This is a genomic window from Hymenobacter canadensis, assembly GCF_027359925.1.
Lineage (GTDB): Bacteria > Bacteroidota > Bacteroidia > Cytophagales > Hymenobacteraceae > Hymenobacter > Hymenobacter canadensis.
This window is the reverse complement of sequence record NZ_CP114767.1, coordinates 637162-660781: the sequence shown is the minus strand read 5'-3', so window position 1 is coordinate 660781 and position 23620 is coordinate 637162. Positions and strand designations below refer to the sequence as shown.

The 23620-nt window shown below is 63.0% G+C and carries 19 protein-coding genes; 5 read left to right on the top strand and 14 right to left on the bottom strand.

Translation table 11 applies throughout. The features are described 5' to 3' along the window. Positions 1-9: 9 nt before the first annotated feature. The 3 genes from O3303_RS02845 to O3303_RS02835 form a co-directional block, all read right to left on the bottom strand. Positions 10-402, bottom strand: a complete 393-nt coding sequence (locus tag O3303_RS02845) for a response regulator (RefSeq protein WP_269560558.1) — start codon at positions 400-402, stop codon at positions 10-12. Then, positions 399-2264, bottom strand: coding sequence for a PAS domain-containing sensor histidine kinase (locus tag O3303_RS02840; RefSeq protein WP_269560557.1), 1866 nt, complete (start codon positions 2262-2264; stop codon positions 399-401). The genes O3303_RS02845 and O3303_RS02840 overlap by 4 nt, the downstream gene beginning before the upstream one ends. A 106-nt stretch (positions 2265-2370) precedes the next feature. Continuing rightward, complete coding sequence (locus O3303_RS02835) at positions 2371-2754, bottom strand: type I restriction enzyme HsdR N-terminal domain-containing protein (protein WP_350356603.1); 384 nt, start codon at positions 2752-2754, stop codon at positions 2371-2373. 235 nt (positions 2755-2989) lie between these two features. Here O3303_RS02835 and O3303_RS02830 point away from each other — a divergent pair, with 235 nt between their 5' ends. The 3 genes from O3303_RS02830 (at position 2990) to O3303_RS02820 (ending at position 6071) form a co-directional block, all read left to right on the top strand. Further along, on the top strand, positions 2990-3763 hold the full coding sequence (locus tag O3303_RS02830; RefSeq protein WP_269560555.1) for an AMP nucleosidase: 774 nt from the start codon (positions 2990-2992) through the stop codon (positions 3761-3763). A 139-nt stretch (positions 3764-3902) separates the two neighbouring features. After that, positions 3903-4358: a hypothetical protein gene (locus O3303_RS02825; protein ID WP_269560554.1), complete on the top strand. Its 456-nt coding sequence runs from the start codon at positions 3903-3905 to the stop codon at positions 4356-4358. Positions 4359-4415: 57 nt separating this feature from the next. Then, entirely contained in the window at positions 4416-6071 is a 1656-nt protein-coding gene (locus tag O3303_RS02820) for an amidohydrolase (RefSeq protein WP_269560553.1), read from the top strand. Positions 6072-6227: 156 nt separating this feature from the next. On the opposite strand, the gene O3303_RS02815 is transcribed toward O3303_RS02820, so the two are convergent. The 8 genes from O3303_RS02815 to O3303_RS02780 form a co-directional block, all read right to left on the bottom strand. Next, positions 6228-6743: a DinB family protein gene (locus tag O3303_RS02815; RefSeq protein ID WP_269560552.1), complete on the bottom strand. Its 516-nt coding sequence runs from the start codon at positions 6741-6743 to the stop codon at positions 6228-6230. 114 nt (positions 6744-6857) lie between these two features. Continuing rightward, on the bottom strand, positions 6858-8264 hold the full coding sequence (locus O3303_RS02810; RefSeq protein ID WP_269560551.1) for an MFS transporter: 1407 nt from the start codon (positions 8262-8264) through the stop codon (positions 6858-6860). Between the two features lie 118 nt (positions 8265-8382). Beyond that, complete coding sequence (locus tag O3303_RS02805; RefSeq protein WP_269560550.1) at positions 8383-8976, bottom strand: nucleotidyltransferase family protein; 594 nt, start codon at positions 8974-8976, stop codon at positions 8383-8385. A gap of 159 nt (positions 8977-9135) precedes the next feature. Further along, entirely contained in the window at positions 9136-10332 is a 1197-nt protein-coding gene (locus O3303_RS02800; protein WP_269560549.1) for an XdhC family protein, read from the bottom strand. A gap of 175 nt (positions 10333-10507) precedes the next feature. Next, positions 10508-12850, bottom strand: coding sequence for a xanthine dehydrogenase family protein molybdopterin-binding subunit (locus O3303_RS02795; RefSeq protein ID WP_269560548.1), 2343 nt, complete (start codon positions 12848-12850; stop codon positions 10508-10510). A gap of 223 nt (positions 12851-13073) precedes the next feature. Beyond that, the gene (locus tag O3303_RS02790) at positions 13074-14057 is read right to left on the bottom strand and encodes an FAD binding domain-containing protein (protein WP_269560547.1); all 984 of its coding nucleotides are present in this window, start codon (positions 14055-14057) and stop codon (positions 13074-13076) included. 89 nt (positions 14058-14146) lie between these two features. Continuing rightward, the gene (locus tag O3303_RS02785; protein ID WP_434086411.1) at positions 14147-14788 is read right to left on the bottom strand and encodes a (2Fe-2S)-binding protein; all 642 of its coding nucleotides are present in this window, start codon (positions 14786-14788) and stop codon (positions 14147-14149) included. Positions 14789-15118: 330 nt separating this feature from the next. Further along, entirely contained in the window at positions 15119-15406 is a 288-nt protein-coding gene (locus O3303_RS02780) for a hypothetical protein (RefSeq protein ID WP_269560546.1), read from the bottom strand. Between the two features lie 641 nt (positions 15407-16047). Between O3303_RS02780 and O3303_RS02775 the strand changes: the two genes are divergently transcribed. Continuing rightward, positions 16048-16599 (top strand): TetR/AcrR family transcriptional regulator, encoded by a 552-nt coding sequence (locus O3303_RS02775; protein WP_269560545.1) that lies wholly within the window; start codon positions 16048-16050, stop codon positions 16597-16599. A gap of 80 nt (positions 16600-16679) precedes the next feature. On the opposite strand, the gene uvrA is transcribed toward O3303_RS02775, so the two are convergent. Continuing rightward, positions 16680-19229 carry an excinuclease ABC subunit UvrA gene (uvrA, locus tag O3303_RS02770; protein WP_269560544.1) on the bottom strand — a complete coding sequence of 850 codons (2550 nt, stop codon included), beginning with the start codon at positions 19227-19229 and terminating at the stop codon, positions 16680-16682. A gap of 154 nt (positions 19230-19383) precedes the next feature. Between uvrA and O3303_RS02765 the strand changes: the two genes are divergently transcribed. After that, positions 19384-21840 (top strand): TonB-dependent receptor, encoded by a 2457-nt coding sequence (locus tag O3303_RS02765; protein WP_269560543.1) that lies wholly within the window; start codon positions 19384-19386, stop codon positions 21838-21840. A 92-nt stretch (positions 21841-21932) separates the two neighbouring features. Here O3303_RS02765 and O3303_RS02760 read toward each other — a convergent pair whose 3' ends face one another. Next, the gene (locus O3303_RS02760; protein WP_269560542.1) at positions 21933-22358 is read right to left on the bottom strand and encodes a BLUF domain-containing protein; all 426 of its coding nucleotides are present in this window, start codon (positions 22356-22358) and stop codon (positions 21933-21935) included. A gap of 152 nt (positions 22359-22510) precedes the next feature. After that, positions 22511-23608, bottom strand: a complete 1098-nt coding sequence (locus O3303_RS02755; protein WP_269560541.1) for a tartrate dehydrogenase — start codon at positions 23606-23608, stop codon at positions 22511-22513. Between the last annotated feature and the right edge of the window lie 12 nt (positions 23609-23620).

Genomic DNA, 23620 nt, shown 5'->3' with positions numbered 1-23620 from the left:
GCCCGGCTGCTACTGCAGGTCGGCCGGAGCCATTGCGGCCTGAATAGCGCGGATTTCGCCGCTGTCGATGGGCTTGTGGATCAGGCCGGCCACCAGGTCGTAGTGCCGGGAGCGGTTCAGGTCCGCCAGGGCCAGCGACGAGGTGAGAATGTAGATGCGGCAGTTGCCCTGCAGGCGGCCCTGGTAGGGTGCCAGCGCATCCAGAAACTCCCAGCCGTTCATCAGGGGCATGTTCAGATCCAGGAATACCACGCGGGGTTGCTCGGGCTCTTGGAGCAGCTCGGCCAGGGCCTCGTCGGCGGCCTCAAACGTGCGGATGTCAGAAGAGAAATCCTCCATCTTCAGGAGCGTTTCCGTGAGGTAGTTACTCAGGCTGTCATCGTCGATGAGGAAGGTATTCATGCGGAGGGGGGGCTGAACTGCAGCGTAAAAGTAGTGCCCTGCCGGACGATACTATGCACAAAAATGCTTCCTCCCATCGAATTTACGTGCGCCTTCACCAAAAACAGGCCAATGCCACGGCCGCTGGCGGTGGTGTGGAAGCGTTTATAGAGCTGAAACACGTCCTGGCTGACGGGTGGCATCTCAAAGCCGGAGCCGTTATCGGCGATGGTGATGATGGTGTGGCCCGGTGGGTGCTGGTACGCCTCGATGGTGACGCGCAGCGGCCGGTGTGCCGACCGGTATTTGATGGCATTGCTGAGCAGATTGAGGAATATGCTGTAAAAATAGGCCCGTTTACCCGGCAGTAGCAGCACGTCGGGTATGGCGCAGAACACCTGCCCCTGGCAACGCTCCAGATCGGGGGCCAGGGTCTGCAACACCTGCCGGCACACAATGCCCACCGGCACAGCCTCGGGCTCGGCCACCACCGGCTTGTCGCGGGCCGACAGAATGATGTTGATGTCTTCCAGCACTCCGCCCACCTGCTCCAGGCTGGTAGTCAGGTGAGTCAGCGCCGTATCGAACTCCTCCGACTGGCGCGGCACGCGGGCCAGCAGGCTGGCGAAGCCCTCGGCATTGGCCAGCGGCGCCCGCAGGTTATGCGACAGAATATAGGTAAACTGCTGCAGATCAGCATTCTGTTTGTACACATCCTGAGCCAAACGCTGCTGCTGCTCTTCAGCCTGCTTGCGCTCCGTAATATCCTGCATGGCCCCAATCATGCGCACGGCCTGCCCCTGCGCATCGCGGATGATGTAGCCCCGGTCGAAGACGGTAGCCCACGAGCCGTCGGCGCGCTGAAACCGGTATTCTTGCTGCCAATGGCTGCCTTGCGTGTCGTGGGCGGTGTGGCGCAGGTCGTCTACGGTGTGGGCGGCATCCTCGAGATGCACGTAATCGGCCCACTGGTTGAAGTCGGTGGGGTTGCGGTCCAGCTGGTAGCCGAACAGGTCCTCGAATCCCTCGCCCCAGTACAGCGTATCGGCCCGGATATCCCAGTCGTAGATGGCGTCGGTGGTGGCTTTGAGGGCATAGATGAACCGCTCGTTGCTGGCGCGCAGCCGTTCTTCAATCTGGTGCTGCGCCGTCAGGTCGTGCACGATGCCTACCAGCTGGCAGCAGGCACCGGCCTCGTTGATAACAGGTGTCACGCAGACCTGGGCAATCAGCTGGCCCGTGGGGTAGTCGGTGGTTTCCTGCCACATCACGGCTTGCCGGTTTTCCACCGCCTGCCGGTAGTTGTCCAGCACCAGCGTCAGCGACGGTTCCGGAATCACCTCCTGCACCAGCCGGCCAATTACCGCCTCCCTGGCAATGCCGGTGATGGTTTCGAAGGCCTGATTAACGAACAGGAAACGGTAGTGAAACCCGGGCTGTACGTCCAGCACAAAAATCACATCCGCAATACTGGCAAATATCACCGACAGCTGGTTTTCCTGCTGGCGCAGGGCTTTTTCGATGGGTAGCGTGGGTGGCACGGGGCGCACCACGCAGGCCAGCCCGGCAGCGGGGCCCAGCGGCAAAAGCGTGAGCTGCGCCAGGTGCGTGCTGCCGGCCGGGCTGTGCAGGGTGGCCTCCATGGAAAGCACCCGCGCCGCTGCGGGCGGCTCTTGCAGCAGCTGCAGCACCTGCCGGGCCGCCGCCGCATCAAGCAGCTCGGCTACGGACCGGCCCTCCAGCGCCGCCGCCGGGCAGCCAAGTAGCTGCAGAAAAAGTGGGTTAGCTGACTGGAATACGCCCTGGGCGGCGAAGCTGACACAGGCTTCCTCTACTGCCGCAGGGCTGGCGCCAATGGCCGAAACCGTGTAATTGTCTATCATCGGCCCGAGCAGCAATAGGATACAACACACTCTCAGGCCTTAGCAGCCCGGAAAAGAAGTTATACGGTATTCCGCCCGAAAACAGTTCACTACGCTGCGCCGCTACCTATTCGTAGCGAGGCACTTCCACCAGCCGCTCGTTGGTCCGGGCCAGAAAGTCTACTCGCCAGCAGAAGTGCTGCAGGCCGTTAGTGAGCAGCAGCAGCGGCGCGCCCACCGTCTGGTTGTAGGTGGCCGCCTGTTGGGCCACCGCCGCCGTAATGGGCACCGACGGCGCCTTGCATTCCACCAGCAGCAGGGGCTGCCCGGTGGCATCCAGCGCCACCAGGTCGGTGCGCTTGCGGCGCTGGTTGTAGTGCAGGCCGCGCTCCAGGCTCAGCAACCCTTTCGGGTAGCCCCGGTGGCTGATCAGGTAGTGCACCACATGCTGGCGCACCCATTCCTCGGGCGTGAGCACTACCTGCTTGCGGCGCAGTATATCCCATATCAACAGAGTTGAGCCGGATTGTGTAAGTTTGTGGTCGAAAGGCGGCAGGTCTAGCTCTTGCATCACCTCCAAAGGTACGGCCCTGGACTCCGGTTCCGCTTTCTCGCCTCCGTACCGTCACATCCTCTTGCCAAGGGTCTGACGGTTTTTTCGTAGGGTGGCGGGCCGCGGCGCCTGGCCATAGCGGAGGCGCCGTTCGATCTTCCCAAACGCTTATTTCCCAACCAACCAAGTCCATATGAAAACCAAATCCGACATCGTAGAGAACTGGCTGCCCCGCTACACCGGCGTACCACTCGGCGACTTTGGCCAGTACATCCTGCTGACCAATTTTATCAACTATGTGCACATGTTTGCCGAGCAGTTCGACGTGGAAGTGCGCGGCCTCGACAAGCCGATGCAGACCGCCACGGCCAACGGCATCACCATCATCAACTTCGGCATGGGCTCGCCGATGGCCGCTACCGTCATGGACCTGATTTCGGCCGTGAAGCCGAAGGCAGCGCTATTTCTGGGCAAGTGCGGCGGCCTGAAAAACAAAACCAAGCTCGGCGACCTGATTCTGCCCATCGCCGCCATCCGGGGCGAGGGTACGTCCGACGACTACCTGCCGGCCGAAATTCCGGCCCTGCCTTCGTTCCGCCTGCAGCGGGCCGTGAGCAGCATGATCAAGAAGCACGAGAAGGACTACTGGACAGGCACGGTGTACACCACCAACCGCCGCGTGTGGGAGCACGACGAGAACTTCAAGGAGTATCTGCGCCAGATCCGGGCTATGGCCGTGGATATGGAGACGGCCACCATTTTCACCGTGGGCTTCGTGAACGAAATTCCCCACGGCGCCCTGCTGCTCGTGAGCGACAACCCGATGACGCCGGAGGGCGTGAAAACGTCGGAGAGCGACAAGAAGGTAACGGCTGATTTCGTTACGTCTCACCTGCAGATCGGAATTGATTCGCTGTTGGAGCTGAAAAACTCCGGCGAGTCGGTAAAGCACATGCGCTTCGAATAGCCTCGGCGGCTCTGCTTATTTTCTTTAGCTTGCGACACTGCGTGTAGCAAATAATCCCCGGGGCTGCTGCAGTTCCGGGGATTTTTGTTGCTGCGCCTTCCGCCTCTTCCTCGCTCCTTTCCACCACAACTACTTGTCTATGAAACACTTTTCCTCTCCTTATCTTACCATTGATTACTTGGCGGAACCGCGCGTGCTGGCGGGCCGCTGGTGGCGCGGGGTGATGCCCTTTGAGCTGCACCGCGGCTACGCCGCCCTGCTCGATGCGGCCGTGTCGCGCCGCTGCCGCTTCTGGCTGGTAGACTTAAGCAACCGGGCCGGCGGCGTAGATGCTGCCGACGTGCAGTGGATGCTGAGCGACTTCTTTCCGCAGCTGCCGGTGCGTCTGAAACGCACTACTTACTTGGCTTACCTGATGGCGCCGCACCAGCTGGCGGGCGTGCTCGCCGACCCAAGTATCCCGGCCCTCACGTATTTTGACGGCCGCCCTTACCGCCTGGAGCGGTTCACGACCGAAGTGGCGGCGCTGGAGTGGCTGGAGCATTGCCGGCTGCAGGACGCCCGGGCGCGCCGCCGCAAAACCGCGCCGCAATAGCGCCGCCGGGCTTTTCGCCAAGCCAGCCAATTCCGCGGCGGCACGTACCTTCGCTGCATGACCTCAACCCTACGCTCGTCCTGGCTGCTATTGCCGCTGCTGGGCTTCTTTGGCTGCAACAGCTCCGCCCGCCAGCCCGCCGACCTCATCGTGTACAACGCCACGGTGTATACCGTCGATTCGGCGTTCAGCAAGGCGCAGGCATTTGCCGTGCAGGATGGCAAATTCGTGGGCGTGGGCACAGCCGAGGAAATCCGGGCCAAGTACCAGGGCAAGCAGGAAGTGGACGCCCAGGGCCAGTTCATCTACCCCGGCTTCTACGACGCGCACTGCCACTTCTACCGCTACGCCCTGGGTTTGCGTGATGCCGACCTGGTGGGCACCGGTTCGTGGAAGGAAGTGATACAGAAGCTGCAGCAGCAGCGGCAGCAGTACCCACAGGCCGCCTGGCTCACCGGCCGCGGCTGGGACCAGAACGACTGGGCCAGCAAGCAGTTTCCCACCAAAGACACCCTCGACGCGCTGTTTCCGAACACGCCCGTCTTCATCATACGGGTAGATGGGCACGCAGCCCTCGTAAACCAAAAGGCGCTGGATCTGGCCGGCGTCACGGCCCGCACGCCCATCAGCGGCGGCACCATTACCAAGGATGCCCAGGGCCGGCTGACCGGTTTGCTGGTGGATAACGCCGTGAAGCTGGTGGCCGCCAAAATCCCGGAGCCCACCGCCGCCGAGGCCGAAACGGCGCTGCTGGAAGCGCAAAAACGCTGCGTGGCCGTGGGCCTCACCAGCATGGCCGACGCCGGGCTGGAAAAAGCCAACGTGGACCGGCTCGACGCCTTGCAGCAGCAGGGCAAGCTGAAAGTGCGCCTCTATGCCATGCTGGCCCCCACTAAAGAGAACAAAGAGTTCTACCTCAAAAACGGCCCGGTGTTTAAGGACCGCCTCACGGTGTGCTCGTTCAAGGTGTACGCCGACGGCGCCCTGGGCTCGCGCGGCGCCTGCCTGATCCACCCCTACGCCGACCGACCCCGGGAAACGGGCTTTTTGCTGTCGTCGGTGGCGGACTTCCGCAGCCTGGCCAAGGAACTGGCCGCCAGCAAGTTTCAGATGAACACCCACGCCATTGGCGACTCCTCGAACCGCCTGCTGCTGGATATCTACGGCGAGGCGCTGAAGGGCCAGAAGGACCGGCGCTGGCGCATTGAGCACGCCCAAGTGGTGAGTGGGGCCGACATAGCCAAGTTCGGGCAGTACGGCATCGTGCCCTCGGTGCAACCCACCCACGCCACCTCCGATATGTACTGGGCCGGCGAGCGGCTGGGCGCCGACCGCCTCAAAACCGCCTACGCCTTCAACGACCTGCGCAAGCAATACGGCCAGGTAGCCCTGGGCTCCGACTTCCCAGTGGAGGACATCAACCCGCTCTATGGCTTCCACTCGGCCGTGGCCCGGCAGGATGCCAAGAACTATCCGGCCGGTGGCTTCCAGATGGAAAACGCCCTCAGCCGCCCCGACGCCCTGCGCGGCATGACCACTTGGGCCGCCCACGCCGCCTTCGAGGATAAGCAGAAAGGCAGCATCCGCCCCGGCATGGCCGCCGACTTCGTCATCCTGAAAACCGACCTGCTGGAAGCCCCCAAAGAGCAGCTCCGCACCGCCAAAGTCCAGCAAACCTGGATTGCCGGCGAACGGGTGTTTTCGGTGAAGTAAAAAAGCAGAACGTCATTCAGAGCGAAGCGAAGAATCTCGCGTGCTGATGTTGCAATGGTAATCCTACGACAGGGCTACTATCACAACGTCAGCATGCGAGATCCTTCGCTTCGCTCTGAATGACGTTCTGGTTTCTGATTCCTCTTACTTCCTCTATTACCAGCCCTGCTCGTCGGCGGAGGGACCGTACATGGCGGGCAGCGGGATGTCGAGCAGGCGCAAGTAGACGCTAAGCTGGCCGCGGTGGTGGATGCTGTGGTTGAGGCCCATGATGCGGATGGCCGCGCCTTTGGGGCGCTCCATCAGGGTTTGCTCGCCGTGGTGCAGGCGGAAGCTACCGGTCAGCTGCTCATCGTCGGAGTCCTGGAGGGCCTGGCGCAGGCTGGCGCTGTACTGGTCGAAGCGTTCAAGCAGCTCCTCGGAGCTAGTGGGCGTGGGGCCAGGCTTGGGGCCGTTGGGGTCGAGGAAGTCGCGGGAGGCATGCTGTACGAAGAGCTGGTTGAACGCCAGCAGGTTCACGATGTGGGAGGCCAGCTGCCACAGCTTCATGCTTTTGGGGTGGGGCGTGAAGTCGGCCTTATCGTAGGGCACGCGCTCCAGCAGCTTGCGGGTGGTGGCCAGCTCGTGGTCGAGCTCAGCCAGAATGTTCTGTTGAAGGGAAGAAGTGTGCATAAGGAACTGCGGTTGGGTGGCGTGAAAACAGCAACGAGCACCGGGGCGGCCGGTGCTCGTTGGCAAGTACTGAAATTTGCAGGTATTCGGCGGCAGCCAATGTAGCCCCGGCCGTTAGTTGCCGCTGAGGCCTTCCGCCAACTTCGGATCAGCACCGCTCACGTCGTCGCGCAGCTTCTTCCCGCGCAGGCGGAGCAGGAAAATCAGACCCAGCACGAAGAACACGATGAGCGACAGAATGCTGTTGCGCATGGAGCCAGTGAGCTGGGCAATAACGCCGAAAACGGCCGTACCAATCACAATGCTAAGCTTCTCGGTCACGTCGAAGAAGCTGAAGAAGGCGGCCGTGTTAGGCGTATTCTCAGGAATAATCTTGGAGTAGGTGGAGCGCGACAGGCTTTGCACCGCGCCCATGGTGAGGCCGATAACAGCGGCCAGCGCGTAGAACGACCAGCCCGCCTGCACGAAGTAGCCGCCGATGCAGATCAGCATCCAGATGAACACGGCCCAGCTCAGGGCCCGGGTATTGCCGATGCGCTCCGAGAGTTTCGAGAACAGGTACGCGCCCAGAATACCCACAATCTGGAGCAGCAGAATAGTCAGGATAAGGGCTGTGCTTTCGAGTTTCAGCTCTTCGTCTCCGAAAATGGTGGCCACGTACATCACCGTCTGCACGCCCATATTGTAGGTGAAGTAGGCCAGCAGGAAACGTTTGAGGTTGGGGAGCTTCTGAAGCTGGTCCCACACTTTGCCCAGCTCGCGGAAGCCGTTGAGCAGCCAGCCCGACTCGTCGGCAACGCCGGCGGGGCGGCCAGGGTCAGCAGGCAACGCGAAGAAGGCAATCTGGGCGAAACCGGCCCACCACACGCCAGTGAGCAGGAAGGCCAGCCGGGTGGCAAAGCCTTCTTCCAGCCCAATGGCCTCATGGCCCATGATCAGCCCTAAACAAATCAGCAGCAGCAGCACTGAGCCGATGTAGCCCATCGAAAACCCGCGCGCCGACAACGAATCGTACTTTTCCTCGCTGGAAATCAGGGGCAGGTAGGAGTTGTAGAACACAATGGACCCCGAAAACCCGATGGTAGCCAGCACGAACACAAAGGTGCTGAGCGTAAGCGTGTCGGGCGTGAAGAAGAACAGCGCGGCGCAGGAAAAGGCCCCGAGATAGCAGAAGATCTGCATGAACAGCTTCTTGCGTCCCGAAAAGTCAGCCAGCGACGTGAGAAACGGGCTGATGATGGCAATGAACAGGAAGGCTGCCGAAATGGAGTAGGTCAGCAGCGAAGAACCGGGCACCTGAAAACCGAGGAAATCCACCGGGCTTTTGCCGCTGTCGGTTTTGGTGATTTGCTTCACCATCGCGCCCCAATAGATGGGGAAGATGCTGGAAGTGATAACCAGTGGATACACCGAGTTAGCCCAGTCGTAGAACGTCCAGCCGCGGGTGATGCGCTTGTCGTCCTTGGGAATGTTCTCGAAGCCCACTTCAGGGGCAGTTACGGCGGCGGTAGCGTCGCTCATACAAGGAGGTAGTTGAGGTAGGTTCGGGCAAGATAACGGGAATTCGGCGCGGCCGTTGCCGGGTGGGCCGCTTAGCAGCGCGGCAACTCCGGAAAATCAGCCGATACTCTCCCCCACGCTACTCCCCCGCCAACAGCGCCGCGTACTGCTCGGGCGTATCCACGTCCACGGCTCCCAGTGGAAACGGCACCGTCGCCACCAGCGCCGCATGCTGGCGCAGCAGCTGCCCCGCTCCCGCCCCGGCCGGCAACGCCCGCAACAGCGACAACGCTTCGGTCGCAAAGTACACCGGCACGCCTTGGGTTTCTGCATACGCCGACGCTACGATGGGCCGGCCGGTGCGGACGTACGTGTCACGCAGTTCCGCCAGCAACGCGGGCGTCACGAACGGCTGGTCACATAGCATAACAGTCACAGCCGTTGGCGGCTGAGGCAGCGCATCGAGATACGCCAATCCGGTCAGGATAGAGGCGCCCATGCCGACGGCCCATTCGGGGTTATGCACAACCGTTACCGGCAGGCCCGCCAGCTCCGGCAGCAGCTCCGGGTGCAGGGAGCCGGTGACGACGACCACCGGCGCGCCGGCCGCGGCGGCTACGGCCGTTTCACCGGCGCGGCGCAGCAGCGTCTGGCCCTTGTATAGCAGCAGTTGTTTGGGGCGGCCCAGCCGGGACGAGGAACCAGCGGCAAGCAGGATAATAGCGTTGGGCATTGGGATAAGGGGGCCAGATTACCTCTCACAGGACTATCCAGCAACGAAGTTGCAGGGCTGATAAAGAAGTAGCGCAAACTTTGCAGTTCGCGCCCCTGGGCCGTCGAACGAATCTGTCGGCGCGGGGACGCGAACTACAAAGTTCGCGCTACTGTGTGTTTACTCACCGATGGCGCACACGGCATCTACCCGGCCCTCGGGCACCAGCGGGGCGTTGCTGTGCAGCGACGGGTGGATGGGATGCGGCGAGTCGCGGAGGAAGCCGGCGGGACGGCTGGTAAGCACCGCCTGGATTTCTGCCACGATGGACAGGGCAATTTCCTCGGGCGTTTCGGCGCCCAGGTTCAGGCCGATGGGGCTGTGGATGCGGCCCCGCAGCTGCGAGGCAGCATCGGGCGTGGTTTGGGAGAATTCTTCCAGCAGCCGTTCGTATTTCTTGCGCGGCCCCAGCAGTCCGATATAGCGGGCCGTGGTAGTCGGCAGCAGGTGTTGTAGCACCGCGAGGTCGTAGTAGTAGTTGTGGGTCATGAGCAGGGCGAAGCTGCCGTCGTGGGGCTGCTCACCGACTTGCGCCAGCGGCAGCACGCGCACCTCGTCAGCTTCTGGGAAGCGGGCGGGCTGGGCCTGGGCGGGGCGGCCATCCACCACCAGCACGCGCCAGCCGAGACTGGCAGCCAGCCGAACAAGCGGCTGCACGTCGTTGCCGGCGCCGTACACGGTAAGGCGTACGGGCGGGCGCAGGATTTCCAAGCTCACGCGCACGGCACCGGGGCCAGTTGGGTAGTGCCGAGTGGCTGGCTGACCGGCCGCCAAGGCGGTGCGGGCATCAGTCAGAATAGCGGCGTACAGGCTAGCGGCTTCCGGTAGGGTGCCCTGGGCGGTGTTGTCGGAAGTTAGCAGCAAGCGCTGGCCCACGGCTACCTCAGCCCCCAGGCCGGCGGTGCTGAATACGGTAGCTACCACGGCGTTTGCCTCCACGCCTTCGGCCCAACGGCGCAACAGCTCCACGGGGTTATCGGGGTCCTGGAAGTTGAGCGGTTCGAGCAAAATCTGCACGATTCCCTGGCAACCCAGCGCGGCCCCAAACTGCAGGTCGTCGTCGGGGTCGGTGGAATCGTAGGTGACGACGGTGGGGCGGCCTTGCTGAATCACGCGACGGGCGCGCTGGCGGGCGTCACCCTCTAGGCAGCCGCCGCTGATGGCCCCGGTCAGGCGGCCTTCATCGGTGACCAGCATGCGGGCCCCGGGACGGCGGTAGGCCGAGCCGGCCACATCCACCACGGAAGCCAGCGCACAGGCACGGCCCTCGGCGCGGTGCGCGTCGTAGGCGATAAGCAGGCGTTGAAGTTCGGTCATGATAAACTGCAGTACGGATTCGGAAACGGCGGCGTTGGCCTGAACACAGACAAAAGCACGTCATGCTGAGCTTGTCGAAGCATCTCGCGTGCTGACATTGAGTTACTATTTCAACGTCAGCACGCGAGATGCTTCGACAAGCTCAGCATGACGTGCTTTAGGTCATCAGCTCTACCTACGCCTGCACCGGCTTTGTGGCCAGCACTTTGTCGGGGGTAATGGGCAGGCTGCGGACCCGCTTACCGGTGGCGTGGAAAACGGCGTTGGCTACGGCGGCCGATACGCCCACCATCGAAATTTCGCCGATACCTTTCACGCCCATAGCGTTGATGTATGGGTCTTTTTCGTCGATGAATTCCACCGTCATTTCCGGAATGTCGGCGTTGACGGGAATGTGGTAGTCGGCCAGGGAGGCGTTGGTGTAACGCGAGTAGTTCTGGTCGCGCACGGTGCCTTCCATCAGCGCCGCCCCGATGCCGAAGATGCTGCCCCCGATGATCTGGGAGCGGGCGGTTTTGGCGTTGAGGATGCGGCCGGCCCCGTGTACGCTCACCCAGCGCGTGACGCGCACGGTGCCCAGGTCGGGGTCTACCTTCACCTCGCAGAAGTGCGCCCCGAAGGAGTGCATGGAATGGTCGGCGGCCTGGTCTTTTTTGGCGGGGTCGGCGTTGGCGGCGGCCTGGGCGTCTTCGTAGCCGCTGCCGTAGCGGCCCTGGCCGTTGCCCTCGATGTCGGCCATTTCGGCGCGCTTCATGATGGCAGAGAAGTCCTCTCCTTTCTGCGGGTTGTTCTTGAGCTGCAAGCGGCCCTGCTTCACCTCCACATCGGCCGCTTTGGCCCGGTACAGCGGCGACTTCTTATCCATCACCGCCACCTTAATCAGCTTCTGCCACACGTCCTGCGCGGCCATGTACACCGACGACGACACCGTGCCGGCCGCCACTGAGCCGCCCGAGTTAGGGGCGGTGGGCAACTTGGTGTCGCCCAGTTCGAAACGCACCTTGTCCACGGGTAGGAACAGGGCGTCGGCCGCTACCTGCGTCATGACAGTGTAGGTGCCGGTGCCCAGGTCGGTGGCACCCGACTGCACCACGGCGTGGCCGTCGGCGTAGAGGCGGGCGCGGGCCGTGCCCTGCGAGTTGTGGACGGGGTAGCTGGCCGTGGCCATGCCCCAGCCCACCAGCAGGCGGCCGTCGCGGGTAGCGCCGGCCTTGGGGTTTCGCTTGCTCCAGCCGAACAGCTCGGCCCCGCGGGCGTAGCACTCCTTCAGGCTCTTGCTGCTCCAGGCCTGGCCGGTGCTGGGGTCCTTCTCGGCGTAGTTACGCAGCCGGATTTCCAGCGGATCAATGTTCAGCTGGTAGGCCAGATCATCGAGGGAACTTTCCAAGGCAAACGAACCCGGCGCTTCACCGGGAGCCCGCGTGAAGGTGGAGGTCATCACGTTGGCGCGGGCCAGCTGATAGGAAGACTCGAAATTCTCGCACGCATACAGCATATTGATAATCTTGCTGTTCGACTCGGCGTAGTTGTCCCAGGGCGAGGTAGTCGAGGTCTTCTCGTGGATGAGGGCCGTGAGCTTGCCGTCGCGGGTGGCGCCCATTCTCAGAGTTTGCTCCTGGTCTTCGCGGTGGCCCATGCCCGTAAACATCTGGGGCCGGGTGAGCGAGAGTTTCACGGGCCGGCCCACGGCTTTGGCGGCCTGCACCGTCAGGATGGTGTGGGGCCAACTGGAGCCCTTGCACCCGAATCCGCCACCCAGGTACTTGGTCACGACGCGCACCTGCTCCGCCGAGAGGCCCAGCATGGTGCTGACGGCCTTCTGGGTGCGCGTCACGCCCTGCGTGGAGTCGTAGATGGTGAGGCGGTCGGGGGCTTCCCAGTGGGCCGTGGTGGCGCCGGGCTCCATCGGGTTGTGGTGGTTGATGGCGTGGGTGTACTTGTGGGTAAGCTGCACCGGCGCCGCCGCAAACGCCGCCTGCGCGTTGCCGCGCACGGTGTGGGCCGGCGCTTTGCCATCCTGCACTTTCGTGGGGTCGAACAGTTTGGCCTGCGGATCTTCGTAGGAGGCAATGGGCTTCTCGGCCGCTACCTGCACTTTCAGCAGCGCCGCGGCGTACTGGGCGCGTTCCAGCGTATCGGCTACCACAATGGCTACGGGCTGGCCGGCGTAATGAATCTGGTCGGTGGTCAGCGGCAGAAAGCCCATGGGCGCACCGATGGCCTTTTTGCCCTCCGCATCATTGGGAGTCTTGGCCAGCTTGGGCAGGTTCTGGTGCGTCAGGATGGCCAGTACGCCGGGTTGTTTCATAGCTGCCGAGGTATCGAAGCCAGTGATGCGGCCCTTGGCCACGTCGCTGGTTTTGAGCACGGCGTGCACGAGGCCCGGCAGCTGGTTGAACTCGGCCGAATACTTAGCCTTGCCCGTGACCTTATCCCGGCCGTCTACCCGGTTCAGCGGCTGGCCTACGACGCCGGCCTTCGGGTTAGTATCAAAGAAATTTGGTTCTGCGGTATCCATATTGGTGCTTGGTGCTAGGCGTTACCTAAATAATCGGCTGTCATGCTGAGCATGTGGCGCATCGAGCCAGGGTCCAGAGGCGAAGTCGAAGCATCTCTACCGCTTCGTCGGTTCACTAGCCCAGGGTTTAAACCCTAGGCTATGGAGCGGTTTTACGTTCGCGCCTGATGCAACGAAGCGGTAGAGATGCTTCGCTGCGCTCTGCATGACGTTCCGGCGGTGATTAGCCGGCTACTTTCATCAAAGCCTGCACCAGCGTGTTCTGCGCCAGCTCTACTTTGAAGGCGTTTTCCTTGCGGGGCTGCGCGCCGCGCAACGCAGCAGCAGCGGCGGCCCGGAATGTGGCCTCGGTAGCCGGCTGACCAACGAGGGCTTTTTCGGCTTCGGGGCTACGCCAGGGCTTAGTGCCCACGCCGCCCAGCGCCACGCGGGCCGCCCGGATGGTGCCGCCCTGCACGTCGAGGCCCACGGCGGCCGAGGCCAGCGCGTAGGCATAGCTGCTCCGCTCCCGCACCTTCAGGTAGGTGGAGCGGCGGGCCTGCGCGGTCATCGGGATGGTTACGGATACAATCAGCTCGCCGGGCTCCAGCACGGTTTCCTTTTGGGGCGTTTTGCCGGGCAGCAGGTAAAAGTCCTTCACCGGCACCTGCCGCTGCTTGCCCTTCTGATTTTCCAGCGTCAGCACGGCGTCAAAGGCAGCCAGGGCCACGCTCAGGTCGCCGGGGTAGGCGGTGGCAATGCAGCTCTCCGAGGTACCCAGCACGGCCAAGTTGTGGTTGTCGCCTTCCAAAGCGGGGCAGCCGGAGCCGGGCACGCGCTTGTTGCACGGAAACGCCGCGTCGCGGAAGTAGCCGCAGCGGGTGCGCTGCATAATGTTGCCCCCGATGCTGGCCATGTTGCGCAACTGCGGCGAGGCCGCCAGCAGCAGCGACTCGGAAATGGCCGGAAACTGCTCCAGCACCAGCTTGTTTTCGCCCACGTCGCTCATACGCTCCATGGCCCCGATGCGCAGCCCGTCCTTGGTCTGCTCGATGCCTTTGAAGGGCAGGGTGTTGATGTCGACCAGCTGCGGGTGCTCCTGCAAGTTGGCTTTCATCAGATCCAGCAGCGTGGTGCCACCGGCAATGTAGGCCGCCTGGGGTTTATCTTTCAGCAGGCCGGTGGCCTCCTTGGCCGAACCAGCCTGGGTGTAGCTAAAGTTGTTCATGGAATTAGTGATGAGGTGATGAAGAGATGAGGTGAAAGTGGGTAAGCAAGTGACGAGAATTCCTCATCACTTATTACCTCATCACTTCATCACGCTTTGCCAGCCACTTCGCGCACGGCGGCCAGAATGTTGGGGTAGGCGCCGCAGCGGCAGAGGTTGCCGCTCATCCACTCGCGGGTCTGGTCGTCGGAGCTGGCGTGGCCTTCTTTCACGCACGCCACACCGCTCATGATCTGGCCGGGGGTGCAGTAGCCGCACTGGAACCCATCGTGCTTGATGAACGCCTCCTGCATCGGGTGCAGGTCGTCACCTTTGGCCAAGCCTTCGATGGTGGTGATTTCCTTGCCCTGCTGCATCACGGCCAGCGTGAGGCAGCTATTGATGCGCCGGCCATCTACGTGCACGGTACAGGCGCCGCACTGGCCATGGTCGCAGCCTTTTTTGGTGCCGGTCAGGTCCATGTATTCGCGCAGGGCATCGAGCAACGTCACGCGGGGCTCGGCCTGAATGGTGCGCACGGTACCGTTGATTTTCAACTGGAGCGACGTGACGCCCTCCACCGTTTTGGAGTAGGCCGTCAGGCGCTCGGCCTGCGCCACTAGCGGCGGGGCCAGCGCCAGGCCCAGGATGCCGCCGGCTTGTTTCATAAACGACCGGCGCGAGCCATCGTTGGGCTGCGGCTCGGGTGGCACACCGCCGGCCGGGAAATCGGAAGCAGGAAAATCAGGCATGAGGAAAAGCAAATGTGATAAAAGGGTGGCCGGACGTTTGACGTCAGCAGGAGCGGCGTGGTACAAACCACCGCCCCGCCAACTGGTTCAGATCAACACTATCCTCTGGTCTGCGCGCAACAACGGCTCCGGCTCTGGTCTTGCTCCTCTCTACGCACACCCGAACGGCGGTGTTATGTCGCTACACGAATATTCAGCGCCTTTGCGGTGGGCTTAGGCGCTGTCTGCGGGCAAAGCCAACGGCCGACAGGCTTCAGGCCCGGATACTGCACACAAAAAAACCGCCTCTGCAGTCGCAGAGACGGTTTTTCAACAAATTTTCGGAAAGGCTTACTTCTGCGAAGCAGGAGCCGTAGCCTCCTTTTTTACTTTCACTTTACGGGCCTTTTTATCGGTCTTTACTTTGCCATCCTCGGTTTTCACTTTGGTCTGGTCGTCGGTTACCTTCACTTTGGTGGTGTCGGTGGGCTGGGTGGTGGCAGGCGTGCCCTGCATGGGAGCAGGCGTGGTCTGTACGGTGGCAGGAGTGCCCTGCACGGGAGCGGGCGTACCCTGGGCCATCAGCATACCCGTGCTCAGCATTGAAAGCAAAGCGGCCGAAATCATGCGCTTCATCATAACTTTTGAAGTTTGTTGAGGCGGCAGTTTACGGCATTTGCTTTTACCACCCGGGAGATTTACCTGCATAATGCAATTTACCGCCCGCCTCTTCCAGTAGAATAAGCCGGCAGTTCAACGTAGCTTACAGCTACTTTTGCCTGGATAACGTCCCAACATTAACAAATTGTTAACACAATTTAAAAGACAATCCTGCCCCTCCTTTAAACCCTTATAGTGCGCTTTCATATTAATAAAGTACATATATGCAAAAATGAGTTTATGTATCAATCCGTCAACCAACCACATTGTCTCATTTGAGCTGCTTCAGCCTCTGCGGATGAAGTCCAAGCCGGGCTACATTGGAATAGAAACAGATTGCCACGCGTGGCAGCCACCCGCCTGGACCGCGCGTTTTTGCACTGATGATCAGGCCGCTTCCCGGACGGAACGGGAATGGAGACATCAACAAAAAACCTGCCTGGGCCGTTACTAATGGAAAATTATAGTTCAGAGAGTGATAGTTGCGGCCAGTATGCCGGGTATTGCGCCCTACTCTCTATTTTTGACCTTGCCGGCCAGCATTGGGCCGTTGGCATTCGGCTGGTTTCATCATTAGTCGGCTTCGGCCGCGCCCCTCGCCTACCTCACCTCACTGCACTATGAAAAGCTACCAGCGAATTGAGCAAACTGCCTTGCAGCTGTTTGCCGACCGGGGCTACGACCATACTTCCACTGCCCTCATCGCCAAAGAAGCCGGCGTTTCGGAGCCGTTGATTTTTAAATACTTCCAGAGCAAAGACAAGCTGTTTGAGTCCATCATCAAGGATGGCTACAAGCGCATTGTGGAAGCCAACCGCGGCATGCTCACCGAGGACGACGCCTCGGCCCTGGTGCAGAAGGTCATCGACCTGCCCTATAAGCTGGTGCGGGAAGAACGGGCGTTCTGGACGCTGCAGGACAAGGCCTTCGACAAGGAGGTAGTGCAGAAGCACTTTCAGAAGTTCATGCTGCCGGTATATGCGCTGCTCAACAAGGCCTTCATCGACCTGGGCTACGCGCAGCCGGACCTGGCCACCTACCACCTCACGCTGCTGGTGCAGGCGCTGTGGCGCCAGCTGCTGCACGAGGAAGACGCCGAGATACTGAACCGCCTCAACACCTACATCAAGCGCATCTACACGCACCCCGGCCTGGCCGATCTGCACCAGTAGCCGCTCCCCAGACGCACAAAAACGGCCGCTTCCTGACCTTCAGGAAGCGGCCGTTTTCATGTGGCCTCATAGCTCCTTCCCTACGGCCGAAACCGGGCCAGATAGGGCGCCGTGCGGCTTTTTTTGGATTTGGCTACTTCGGCGGGCGGGCCGGCCACTACCACCTGGCCGCCTTCGTCGCCGGCGCCGGGGCCCATGTCGAGCACCCAGTCGGAGGCGGCTACTACGCGCATGTCGTGCTCCACTACGATGACGGTGTTGCCGGCCTCCACGAGGCGGTTGAGCTGGGTGAGCAGGCGCACCACGTCGGCGGGGTGCAGGCCGGTGGTGGGCTCGTCGAGGACGTAGAGCGACTGGCCGCGCTGGGCCTTCTGCAGCTCGGTGGCCAGCTTGATGCGCTGGGCCTCGCCACCGCTGAGCTCGGTGGCAGGCTGCCCCAGGCGCAGGTAGCCGAGGCCCACTTCGCGCAGCACCGTGAGGGCGCGCTGCACGGTGGGCTCATCCGCAAAGAACTCCCAGGCGGCATCCACGGTCAAACCCAGCACCTCGGCAATGTTCTTGTCGCGGTAGGTGATTTCCAGGGTCTGGGCGTTGTAGCGGGCACCGTGACAAACCGGGCACGGCGCGTACACACTCGGCAAAAACAGCAGCTCTACCATCACAAACCCTTCGCCCTGGCACTTCTCGCAGCGCCCTTTGGCCACGTTGAAGCTGAAGCGGCCGGCGTCGTAGCGGCGCTTGCGGGCGGCGGGCGTGGCGGCAAACAGCTTGCGCACGTGGTCGAACAGGCCGGTGTAGGTGGCCATGTTGGAACGCGGCGTCCGCCCGATGGGTTTCTGATCCACACGCACCAGCCGCTTGATGTTTTCCAGGCCGGCTACGATGCGGCCACCGACTGAAGGAGTGGCGGCGCGTTCCAGCGGGTCGGCCGCTTCGTCTTCTTCCGATACTAGTTCGTGGCCCAGATGCGCGGCCACCAGCTCCACCAGCACCTGGCTCACGAGGCTGGACTTGCCGGAGCCCGACACGCCCGTAACGGTGGTGAGCACGCCCAGCGGAAACTGCACGTCGAGGCCGTCGAGGTTATTGCGCCGGACGCCGGCCAGCTGCAGCCAGCCTTGCGGCTCGCGAGGGGCGGCAGCCGGGGCCGTGGCGGGCGCGGGGTACAGGAAGTGGCGCGTCTGGGAGGCTTCTACGTCTGCCAAGCCTGCTGGCGGGCCGCTGTAGAGGATTTCGCCGCCCAGCTCGCCGGCGGCGGGGCCCACGTCTACCAGCCAGTCGGCCTGGCGCACCACGTCGAGGTTGTGCTCCACCACGAACAGCGAGTTGCCGGCCTGGCGCAGACTGGCCAGCGCCGAAAGCAGGGCTTCGGTGTCGGACGGATGCAGGCCGGCCGAGGGCTCATCGAGCACATACACCACCCCAAACAGGTTGGAGTACAGCTGCGTAGCCAACCGCAGCCGCTGCAGCTCGCCCGGCGACAACGTGGGCGTGCTACGCTCCAGCGACAGGTATCCGAGGCCCAGATCCAGCAACACTTCCAGGCGGGCGCACAAATCCTGCGCGATGCGGTGGGCCACTTCGGCCTGCTCGGGGTGCTCGGCATCGTGGGTTTGGCGGGCGGCGGTGCCACGGGCGTAGGGCTCCAGCAGCGCCGCCACCCGCTTGAGCGGCAGCGCCGAGAAGTCGGTAATATCCAGCCCGGCAAACGTGACGGACAGCGCCTCGCACCGCAGCCGCTTGCCGTGGCAGGTGGGGCACTCCTGGCTGAGCATGTACTGCAAAGCGCGCTTTTTCATGAGCGGGCTCTGGGTGGTGCCGAAGGTATGCAGCACGTGGCGCCGCACGCTGCTAAACGTGCCCATGTAGTTCGGCGACTCCCGGCGCTTCACGGCCCGCTGGGTTTCCTGGGGCGAGTAGCCGGGGTACACGGGCACCACGGGTTGCTCCTCGGTGAACAGAATCCAGTCGCGCTGCTTCTGGGGCAGCTCCTGCCACGGGATGTCCACGTCGTAGCCCAGCGTCACGAGGATGTCGCGCTGGTTCTGGCCGCCCCAGGCCTGGGGCCAGGCCGCAATGGCCCGCTCCCGGATGGTGAGCGTGGGGTCGGGCACCATGCTTTGCTCCGTGACTTCATACACGCGGCCCAGGCCGTGGCAGGTAGGGCAGGCGCCTTCGGGCGTGTTGGCCGAAAAGCCTTCGGCGTACACAATGCCCTGCCCGGCCGGGTAGTCGCCGGCCCGCGAGTAGAGCATGCGCACCAGGTTGGACAGCGTAGTGACCGAGCCCACCGACGAGCGGGTGGTGGGCGTGCCGCGCTGCTGCTGCAAAGCCACGGCCGGCGGCAGGCCCTCAATGGAATCTACCTCGGGCACGGCCATCTGGTGGAACAGCCGCCGCGCATACGGCGACACCGACTCCAGGTAGCGGCGCTGGGCTTCGGCATAGAGCGTACCGAAAGCCAGACTGGATTTGCCGGAGCCCGACACGCCGGTAAATACCACCAGCGCATCGCGCGGAATGTCTACGCTGACGTTTTTGAGGTTGTGCTCCCGGGCGCCGCGCACGCGCACGTAGCCGGCTTTGGGGTCGGGGGAAGAGGATGGAGACGAAGATGGGGTAACTGCCATATATAGAAAAAAGGCGCCGGGAGTAGGCGGCCGCGTCTGCGTATACTTGCTGCGCCGTCGGCAGGTTAGTGGCGGCCCCAAACACCGGGCCCGCCGCGCGCCCAAACATATCCATCCGGCCCGGGTTCACAGGGCTGAAACCACCTTTCCGCCTATGCCTCTCCGCTACTTTCTGACTGTTGCCTTCCTGATTCTGCTGCAGCTGCCGGCCCTGGCCCAAAGCACGGGCGTGCTCAGCGGCACCATCCGCGACCGGGCCACCCAGCAGCTGCTGCCCGGCGTGACGGTGGCCCTGGAAGGCACCAGCCTGGGCACCGCCACCGACGAGCAGGGCCGGTTCCGGCTGGCTGATATTCCGACGGGCAGCTATAATGTGCGGGTGTCGTTTGTGGGCTACGAGCCGCTGCTGCGCGCCAACGTGGTCATCACCAGCGGCAACGCCAACATCGTGAGTTTGCAGCTGGCGCCGGCGGCGCAGGCGCTGGGCGAGGTGCAGGTGACGGCCAGCCGCGCCATCCGGGTGGCTACGGCCGAAACGCCGCTGAGCGTGCAACGCCTCAACGTGGAGGAAATCAAGAGCAACCCCGGCGGCAACTTCGACATTTCGAAGGTGGTGCAGGTGCTGCCCGGTGTGGGCGGCGGCGGCACGGGCGGCACCGCCGGCTTCCGCAACGACATCATCATCCGGGGCGGCGCGCCCAACGAAAACGTGTACTACCTCGACGGCATCGAGGTGCCGGTCATCAACCACTTCCAGACCCAGGGCAGCGCGGGCGGGCCGGCCGGCATGCTCAACGTGAGCTTTATCGAGGACGTGACGCTGAGCACGTCGGCCTTCGAGGCGCGCTACGACAACACGCTTAGCAGCGTGCTGCAGTTCCGGCAGCGCGACGGCAACCCCGACCGAATCCAGGGTAACGTGCGCCTGAGCGGCACCGAGGTGGCTGGCACGCTGGAAGGGCCGCTGGCCAAGAATACCACGTTTCTGGCCTCGGTGCGCCGCTCCTACCTGCAGGTGCTGTTCAAGCTGATTGATTTGCCCATCCGGCCCGACTATTGGGACTCGCAGTTTAAAATCACCACTAAGCTGGGCCCCAAAACCACGCTCACGGCCCTGGGCCTGGGTGCGCTGGACCACTTCGAGGTGGCCGTGCCGCGCAAATCCACGCCCGAAAACACCTACACCATCCGCAACACGCCCACCATCGACCAGTGGAACTACACCGTGGGCGTGAGCTTGCGGCAGCTGCTGGAGCGCGGCTACCTCAACCTGGCCCTCAGCCGCACCCAGCTCAGCAACCAGGCCGACTTCTTTGAGGGTGGTGCCGAATTTGAGGGCGACGAAAGCCGGCGCGTGTTCCAGACCCGCTCCGGTGAGGTGGAAAACAAGCTTCGCCTCGACATCAACCGCAGCCTGGGCAAGTGGCAGTACGCCTACGGAGCCGTGGGCCAGCTTATCAGCTACGACAACCGCTACTTCAACCGCCTGCGCCAGGCCGTGCTCAACCCCGACGGCTCGGTGCAGCAGCCGGCCGTGAACGTGCGGTTTCAGTCAGACCTGCAGTTTGCGCGCTTCGGGGCGTTTGCGCAGGTCACGCGGCCGTTTCTCGCGGATGACCGGCTGACGGTGTCGGCGGGGCTGCGGGCCGATGGCAACTCGTTTACGGAGGGCGGGGCCAACCTGCTGCGCACGGTGTCGCCACGGGTGTCGGCGTCGTATGCGCTGGCCTCGCGCTGGAACCTGAACGCCAGCATCGGGCGCTACTACAAGATTCCACCCTCCACCCTGCTCGGCTTCCGCGACGCGGCCGGCCAGCTCGTGAACAAGTCCAACCGCTACATCGGCAGCATGCACTACGTGGCGGGCCTAGAGTTTCTGCCCTCGGCAAGCCGCCGCTTCACGGTGGAAGCCTTCTGGAAGCAGTATGACCACTACCCTGTCAACACGCGCGACGGTATCAGCCTGGCCAATCTGGGCGGCGACTTCGTGGCCCTCGGCAACGAGGCCGTGACCAGCATTGGCAAGGGCCGGGCCTTTGGGGGCGAGTTTTTCTTTCAGCAGAAGCTGACCCGCAACCTGTTTGCCGTGACGTCCTACACGCTCTTTACCAGCGAGTTTACGGGTCTGGATGGCCGCTACAAGCCTTCGGCCTGGGACACGCGCCATTTGGCCTCGGTGCTGCTGGGGCGCAAGTTCGGGCGGGGCTGGGAGTTGGGCGCCAAGTACCGGCTGGCCGGCGGCGCCCCCTACACGCCCTTCGACGACGACGCTTCGCAGCAGAACTACCTCACTATCGGGCAGGGCGTGCTCGACTACAACCGCCTGAACACGCTGCGCCTGGGCACCTTCCAGCAGCTGGATCTGCGCCTCGACAAGAAAATCAACCTGCGCCGCCTCACGTTTGACCTCTACGTGGACGTGCAGAACGTGCTGGCCCTGAAGTCGCCGGCGGCGCCCAGCTACACCTTCCAGCGCACCCCCGACAACGCCGAGTTCGTGAGCACCGACGGCCAGCCCCTGCGCCCCGACGGCTCCAACGCCATACCGTTCCTGCTCGACAACAACAGCGGCACGGTGCTGCCTACCATCGGCTTTATCGTGGAGTTTTAGCCGGGCCGTTCTGGCAGCCGCCTGACCTCAGCCCATAGAAAAGCCCGCGCCTCCGGTGGAGTCGCGGGCTTGTTTTTTTCGGAGGAAACCGGCTAGCTGGCCGTTTCGCCGACGGTGGTGCGCAGCATGGAGTACAGCAGGTCGTCGGCGCCGCTCAGGCTGCCGGGCAGGGTGCGCAGCAGCTCGTCGGGCGTGGCGTAGCCATCCACGGCTGGCAGCGCGTCGGCCGCCACCGTATCAAAGGCCATCGACCAGCTGCCAAAGCTGCGGTGCGGAATGTCCTTGTCGGCCAGCTTCATCACGCCGGTGTGGCGGGGGTCGTTTTCCACTTTGTCGTAGAGGGCCTGCACGATGGCTTCGTCGCCCTCCATAATCTGCATAAACTGCCCGCCGCCATAAACCAGCGCCCCGGTGATACCCAGCTGCTCGTTGTTTTGGCGGCACTGGCCCAGCAGCTTTGTCAGATCGTCGCCGCTCATGGGCTTTGTTGCGCTGCTCAGGTAAATGATGTGGTGCATGAAGGAAGCTTGTATGAACCGAAGGCCAGCGTTGAGCATAAGCAGAACTTGGCGAAATGGATGTTCATTATACAAATCGTCCAACATTCAGGTTCATTGAGCTTCCACAAATCCCGTTGGCGGCTCTTTATCTGCCAGTTGCACTTGACCTATCAGCGGGGCCGGGCGGGCGCGGACGCGGCTTCGAGGGCCTGGCACACCGCCTCGGTCATGTCGGTGGTGGAATTGCGGCCGCCCAGGTCAGGCGTGCGGACGCGCTGCTCCCGCAACACCGTTTCAATGGCGACCATAAGCTGGGCCGCCAGTTCCGTTTCGCCCAGAAACGCCAGCATCAGCTGCACCGACCAGATGCTGGCAATCGGGTTGGCCACGTTCTTGCCCACCAAACTGAAGGCCGAGCCGTGAATGGCCTGAAACAGGCTGGGGTACTGGCGCTCGGGGTTCAGGTTGGCGCTGGGTGCCAGGCCCATGCTGCCGGTCAGGGCCGCCCCCAGGTCGCTCAGGATGTCGCCAAACAGGTTGGAGGCCACGAACAGCTCCACGGTTTCCGGCTGGCTTACCATCCGGGCCGTCATGGAATCTACCAGCTGCTGGTCGGTGGCCTGGGCGGGATACTGGGCGGCCACTTGCTCAAACACCTCGTCCCAGAACACCATATTGTACTGCATGCTGTTCGACTTGGTGACGTTGGTGACCAGCTGGTGGCCGTGCTGTTGGGCGTAGTCGAAGGCAAAGCGCATCACCCGCTCCGTGATGCTGCGCGTGAACACCGTCGTCTGGAGGGCTACTTCCCGCGCCTTGCCCTGGTGCACCCGGCCGCCCACGCCCGCATACTCGCCTTCGGAGTTTTCGCGGACGCACACCATATTGATCGGGTGCTGCGCCGCGTTGCGCAGGGGGCTGGCCACGCCCGGCAGCAGGCGCATGGGCCGCAGGTTCACGTACTGGTCGAAGCCCTGGCGGATGGCCAGCAGCAGGCCCCACAGCGTGATGTGGTCGGGAATGGTGGGGCTGCCCACTGGGCCCATCAGAATAGCGTCGAAGCCGCCCGCCTCCAGCTGCTGCAGGCCGTCGGGCGGCATCATGGCGCCGGTCTGGTGGTAGTAGGCAGAGCTCCAGTCGAACTCCCGGCACTCGAAGCGCACCCCGGCGTGCAGCTGCTCCAGCTTCCGCAGCACCTGCCGGCTTGCGGCAATCACCTCGGGGCCAATGCCGTCGGCGGGAAAAACGGCGAGATGGATGGTTTTCATAGAAGATGGTAG